At 48.2% G+C, this 5760-nt stretch carries 1 protein-coding gene, 2 tRNA genes and 3 rRNA genes; all 6 read right to left on the reverse strand.

All coding sequences use genetic code 11. The annotated features are described in order from the left end of the window. Window positions 1-38: 38 nt before the first annotated feature. The 6 genes from rrf to D1614_RS26405 all read right to left on the reverse strand — a co-directional run bounded on the left by rrf (window position 39) and on the right by D1614_RS26405 (window position 5714). A 5S ribosomal RNA gene (rrf, locus tag D1614_RS23475) occupies window positions 39-149 on the reverse strand. A gap of 132 nt (window positions 150-281) precedes the next feature. Then, a 23S ribosomal RNA gene (locus tag D1614_RS23480) occupies window positions 282-3084 on the reverse strand. Between the two features lie 266 nt (window positions 3085-3350). Next, a tRNA-Ala gene (locus D1614_RS23485) sits at window positions 3351-3424 on the reverse strand. Window positions 3425-3513: 89 nt separating this feature from the next. Then, window positions 3514-3587, reverse strand: a tRNA-Ile gene (locus D1614_RS23490). A gap of 136 nt (window positions 3588-3723) precedes the next feature. Beyond that, window positions 3724-5241 (reverse strand): 16S ribosomal RNA (locus tag D1614_RS23495). The 16S, 23S and 5S rRNA genes sit together here with 2 tRNA genes alongside, the layout of an rRNA operon. Window positions 5242-5579: 338 nt before the next feature. Beyond that, entirely contained in the window at window positions 5580-5714 is a 135-nt protein-coding gene (locus D1614_RS26405; RefSeq protein WP_262707240.1) for a hypothetical protein, read from the reverse strand. Window positions 5715-5760 lie beyond the last annotated feature (46 nt).

The raw sequence follows: 5760 nt of genomic DNA on the forward strand, positions 1-5760 counted from the left end.
AAAAAAACCTGGCTCCTTATGGAACCAGGTTTTAATAAAGTTGGCAGCGACCTACTCTCCCACTGTTACGCAGTACCATCGGCGCTGGCGGGCTTAACTTCTCTGTTCGGAATGGGAAGAGGTGGTGCCCCGCCGCTGTAGCCACCTAAAATCTTTCGTTCGTACCTCTACTTGGAGATAAAAACTTCTTGGCTTACTTCTTTCTTCTTAAAAAGAAAGACCAATAAAATAAGATATGGCAGTTGGGAAAGAGTACAAAATCAATACAAGGACAATCCTTTTGTAGAAAGTCTTCGGGCAATTAGTACTGCTCGGCTTTGCCATTACTGACTTTACACCTGCAGCCTATCAACGTAATCGTCTCTTACGGCCCTCAATGGAAATCTCATCTTGAGGTGAGCTTCGCGCTTAGATGCTTTCAGCGCTTATCTCATCCACACATAGCTACCCTGCAATGCAGCTGGCGCCACAACAGGTACACTAGCGGTATGTCCAACGCGGTCCTCTCGTACTAGTGTCAGGTCCTCTCAAATTTCCTACGCCCACAACAGATAGGGACCGAACTGTCTCACGACGTTCTGAACCCAGCTCGCGTGCCACTTTAATCGGCGAACAGCCGAACCCTTGGGACCTTCTCCAGCCCCAGGATGTGACGAGCCGACATCGAGGTGCCAAACCGCTCCGTCGATATGAGCTCTTGGGAGCGATCAGCCTGTTATCCCCGGAGTACCTTTTATCCTTTGAGCGATGGCCCTTCCATACGGAACCACCGGATCACTATGCTCTAGTTTCCTACCTGATCGACCCGTCGGTCTCACAGTCAAGCGCGCTTATACCATTATGCTCTGTTGGCGGTTACCAATCGCCATGAGCGCACCTTTAGAAGCCTCCGTTACTCTTTTGGAGGCGACCACCCCAGTCAAACTACCCACCACGCAATGTCCCCATCGCTGGGTTAGGCTCCAAGTAAGCAAAGGGACGTATTTCAAGGATGGCTCCACAAGTCCTGGCGAACCCGCTTCATAGCCTCCGTCCTATCCTACACATCACTTACCCAGAGTCAATGCGAAGTTGCAGTAAAGGTTCACGGGGTCTTTCCGTCCCGTTGCGGGTAAACGGCATCTTCACCGTTACTACAATTTCACCGAGCTCACGGCCGAGACAGTATCCAGATCGTTACACCATTCGTGCAGGTCGGAACTTACCCGACAAGGAATTTCGCTACCTTAGGACCGTTATAGTTACGGCCGCCGTTTACCGGGGCTTCATTTCAATGCTTCTCTTGCGATAACATCCCCACTTAACCTTCCGGCACCGGGCAGGTGTCAGGCCCTATACGTCATCTTTCGATTTAGCAGAGCCCTGTGTTTTTGATAAACAGTCGCCTGGATCATTTCTCTGCGGCCTGCATTGCTGCAGGCTCCCCTTCTCCCTAAGTTACGGGGTCATTTTGCCTAGTTCCTTAGCCGTGAATCACTCGAGCGCCTCAGGATTCTCTCCTTGACTACCTGTGTCGGTTTGCGGTACGGGCCGCTATACTCGCTTTTCTTGGAAGAAAGTTCAATGTTTCGCTTCGCCCGAAGGCTAAGCTCTACGTACTATTCCGTCAGTACCTAACACCTACATCTCTCCGTCACTTTTATTGTATAGCGGGCGCAGGAATATTAACCTGCTTGCCATCGGCTTCCCCCTTCGGGTACACCTTAGGTCCCGGCTTACCCTGATCCGATTAGCGTTGATCAGGAAACCTTAGTCTATCGGCGAGGAGGTTTCTCACCTCCTTTATCGTTACTTATGCCTACATTTGCTTTTCCAAACGCTCCAGCAAAGCTCACGCTTCACCTTCAACGCAGTTTGGAATGCTCCCCTACCACTTGTACATAGTACAAATCCATAGCTTCGGTGGTATACTTATGCCCGATTATCATCCATGCCCAATCGCTCGACTAGTGAGCTGTTACGCACTCTTTAAATGAATGGCTGCTTCCAAGCCAACATCCTAGCTGTCTAAGCAATCAGACCTCGTTTGTTCAACTTAGTATACACTTGGGGACCTTAGCTGATGGTCCGGGTTCTTTCCCTTTCGGACATGGACCTTAGCACCCATGCCCTCACTCCTGTGAAACATTTTACAGCATTCGGAGTTTGTCTGGATTTGATAGGCGGCGAAGCCCTCGCATCCAATCAGTAGCTCTACCTCTGTAAAACTATCACAAGGCTGCACCTAAATGCATTTCGGGGAGTACGAGCTATTTCCCAGTTTGATTGGCCTTTCACCCCTACCCACAGCTCATCCAAAGACTTTTCAACGTCTCCTGGTTCGGTCCTCCATGTTGTGTTACCAACACTTCAACCTGGCCATGGGTAGATCACAAGGTTTCGCGTCTAGCGCTACTGACTTTACGCCCTATTCAGACTCGCTTTCGCTTCGGGTACGTCTCTTAAAGACTTAGCCTCGCCAGTAACGACTAACTCGTAGGCTCATTATGCAAAAGGCACGCAGTTACTCCAATAAATTGAAGCTCCTACCGCTTGTAAGCGCACGGTTTCAGGTACTATTTCACTCCCCTGTTCGGGGTGCTTTTCACCTTTCCCTCACGGTACTTGTTCACTATCGGTCTCTCAGTAGTATTTAGCCTTACCAGATGGTCCTGGCAGATTCAGACAGGATTTCACGTGTCCCGCCCTACTCAGGGTACTGCTAGAATAGTATTGCTTACCTGTACGGGGCTGTCACCCTTTATAGCCGGCTGTTCCAAAACCGTTCCAGTTCAAAATATGTCTTCATGTCGCAGCCCTACAACCCCAACCTTGCCGAAACAAGATTGGTTTAGGCTATTCCCTCTTCGCTCGCCACTACTAGGGGAATCACTATTGTTTTCTCTTCCTCCGCTTACTTAGATGTTTCAGTTCAGCGGGTTTGCCTCCAGGTTACCCCGGATATCCTTTATGGATGGGTTGCCCCATTCGGAAATCTGCGGATCGATTCGTATTTGCCAATCCCCGCAGCTTATCGCAGCTTGTCACGTCCTTCTTCGCCTCTGAGAGCCAAGGCATCCTCCGTACGCCCTTAGTAACTTTCTTTGGATATTAATCCTCGTATTGATTCAAAATTGTATCTCTTGTTTAAAAATAGTTGTCTCTATCTTGTGATTTGACTCTCGATAATTATTATATAATAATCATCAATTTTATTTTTCCCAACATGCCAAAGAACTTTAAAGCACATGAACAGAATAAACTGTTCTACTTACGTAGATAAATAAGGAATCGAACCTTAACCAATGCACCAGCATTATCTCTTGTTCATCATTTTTTCCTGAACGTTTCCGACGTTTTCTAGTCTCTTGTGGAGAATAAGGGAGTCGAACCCTTGACCTCTAGAATGCAAATCTAGCGCTCTAGCCAACTGAGCTAATCCCCCAAATCTTAAGGTTAGAAGATTAGAATTTGAGAGTATCTGAATGATTTTCATTCCAAATCTCCTCTATTCCAATATTCCGCCCTTCGCGGTAGTCCCGCCCAGACTTGAACTGGGGACCCCTACATTATCAGTGTAGTACTCTAACCAGCTGAGCTACGGGACTGTCTTCCAAGCTTCAAGCTTTGAGCCTTGAGCTTCTAGCTAACAGCTCCCGCTTGTAACTCTTGTTATATTTTAAAAAAGCAAGGTCCAAAATTGTCAATCTCGTCACAGAGTAAGTATGTAAACCTGTGCTCCAGAAAGGAGGTGTTCCAGCCACACCTTCCGGTACGGCTACCTTGTTACGACTTAACCCCAGTTACCGGTTTTACCCTAGGCCGCTCCTCTCGGTCACAGACTTCAGGCACCCCCAGCTTCCATGGTTTGACGGGCGGTGTGTACAAGGCCCGGGAACGTATTCACCGCGCCATGGCTGATGCGCGATTACTAGCGAATCCAACTTCATGGAGTCGGGTTGCAGACTCCAATCCGAACTGGGATCGGCTTTTGAGATTAGCATCACTTCGCAGTGTAGCTGCCCTTTGTACCGACCATTGTAACACGTGTGTAGCCCTGGACATAAGGGCCGTGCTGATTTGACGTCATCCCCACCTTCCTCTCACCTTACGGTGGCAGTCCCGCTAGAGTCCCCAGCATGACCTGATGGCAACTAACGGTAGGGGTTGCGCTCGTTATGGGACTTAACCCGACACCTCACGGCACGAGCTGACGACAACCATGCAGCACCTTGTAAATAGCCCCGAAGGGAAAGACTGTTTCCAATCTATGCAATCTACATTTAAGCCCAGGTAAGGTTCCTCGCGTATCATCGAATTAAACCACATGTTCCTCCGCTTGTGCGGGCCCCCGTCAATTCCTTTGAGTTTCAACCTTGCGATCGTACTCCCCAGGTGGATCACTTAATGCTTTCGCTCAGCCGCTTACTGTGTATCGCAAACAGCGAGTGATCATCGTTTACAGCGTGGACTACCAGGGTATCTAATCCTGTTCGCTCCCCACGCTTTCGTGCCTCAGCGTCAATTATGGCTTAGTAAGCTGCCTTCGCAATCGGCGTTCTGTGTCATATCTATGCATTTCACCGCTACACAACACATTCCGCCTACCTCAACCATATTCAAGACTTGCAGTATCAATGGCAGTTCTACCGTTAAGCGGCAGCATTTCACCACTGACTTACAAGCCCACCTGCGCACCCTTTAAACCCAATGAATCCGGATAACGCTTGCATCCTCCGTATTACCGCGGCTGCTGGCACGGAGTTAGCCGATGCTTATTCCTATGCTACCGGCAACTGACTACACGTAGTCAGGTTTCTTGGCATAGAAAAGCAGTTTACAACCCATAGGGCCGTCATCCTGCACGCGGGATGGCTGGTTCAGACTCTCGTCCATTGACCAATATTCCTCACTGCTGCCTCCCGTAGGAGTCTGGTCCGTGTCTCAGTACCAGTGTGGGGGATAATCCTCTCAGAACCCCTAAGGATCGTTGCCTAGGTGAGCCGTTACCTCACCTACTAGCTAATCCTACGCATGCCCATCTTGTACCACCTCAGTTTTAATCATTAAACCATGCGGTTCAGTGATACTATGGGGTATTAATCCACGTTTCCATGGGCTATCCCCCTGTACAAGGCAGGTTGCATACGCGTTACGCACCCGTGCGCCGCTCTCATCACCCGAAGGTGAATCCCGCTCGACTTGCATGTGTTAAGCCTCCCGCTAGCGTTCATCCTGAGCCAGGATCAAACTCTCCGTTGTAAATATAAAAGTTTAAATATCCTTCGCTCCAGGTTTACTTGTCTCTCAGAAATCAACAAAGTTGGTTAAACCTTGCTTTTTTTATTTTTTGTGCTTCAAAATGTTAATGAACTTTGCGTAAAAAAACCAGCATCTTCATCTTCGATCCTAATGCCGGTCATCTACTTTCTACTTTTTACTGACCTCCACTCCTTCTTCTCTCAAATCTCTCGTTTCAGTCAGAACTCGTTTCCCTCTTTTCGGGGCGACAAAGGTAATCAGTTTTTTGTATTCCCAAAAACTTTTTCAAGTTTTTTTTCGCTTTTTTATTTTCCTGCTTCCCTTATTCTGTAAAGGTTTCAAATACTGTCGCCAGCACTTCCTCCTCTTTCAAAACTTCTCTCAGTCGCGTTAAGAACTTTGCTTTCTGTGAAAGCGGCGGCAAAGGTAGACATCTTTTCTTTTACTCCAAATTTTTGAAGCTTTTTTTTCAAAGTTTTTTATTCCCCGGGGCAACCTACCGGTATTCCCATTCTATCC

Source organism: Maribellus luteus (assembly GCF_003576475.1).
Classification (GTDB): Bacteria; Bacteroidota; Bacteroidia; order Bacteroidales; family Prolixibacteraceae; genus Draconibacterium; species Draconibacterium luteum.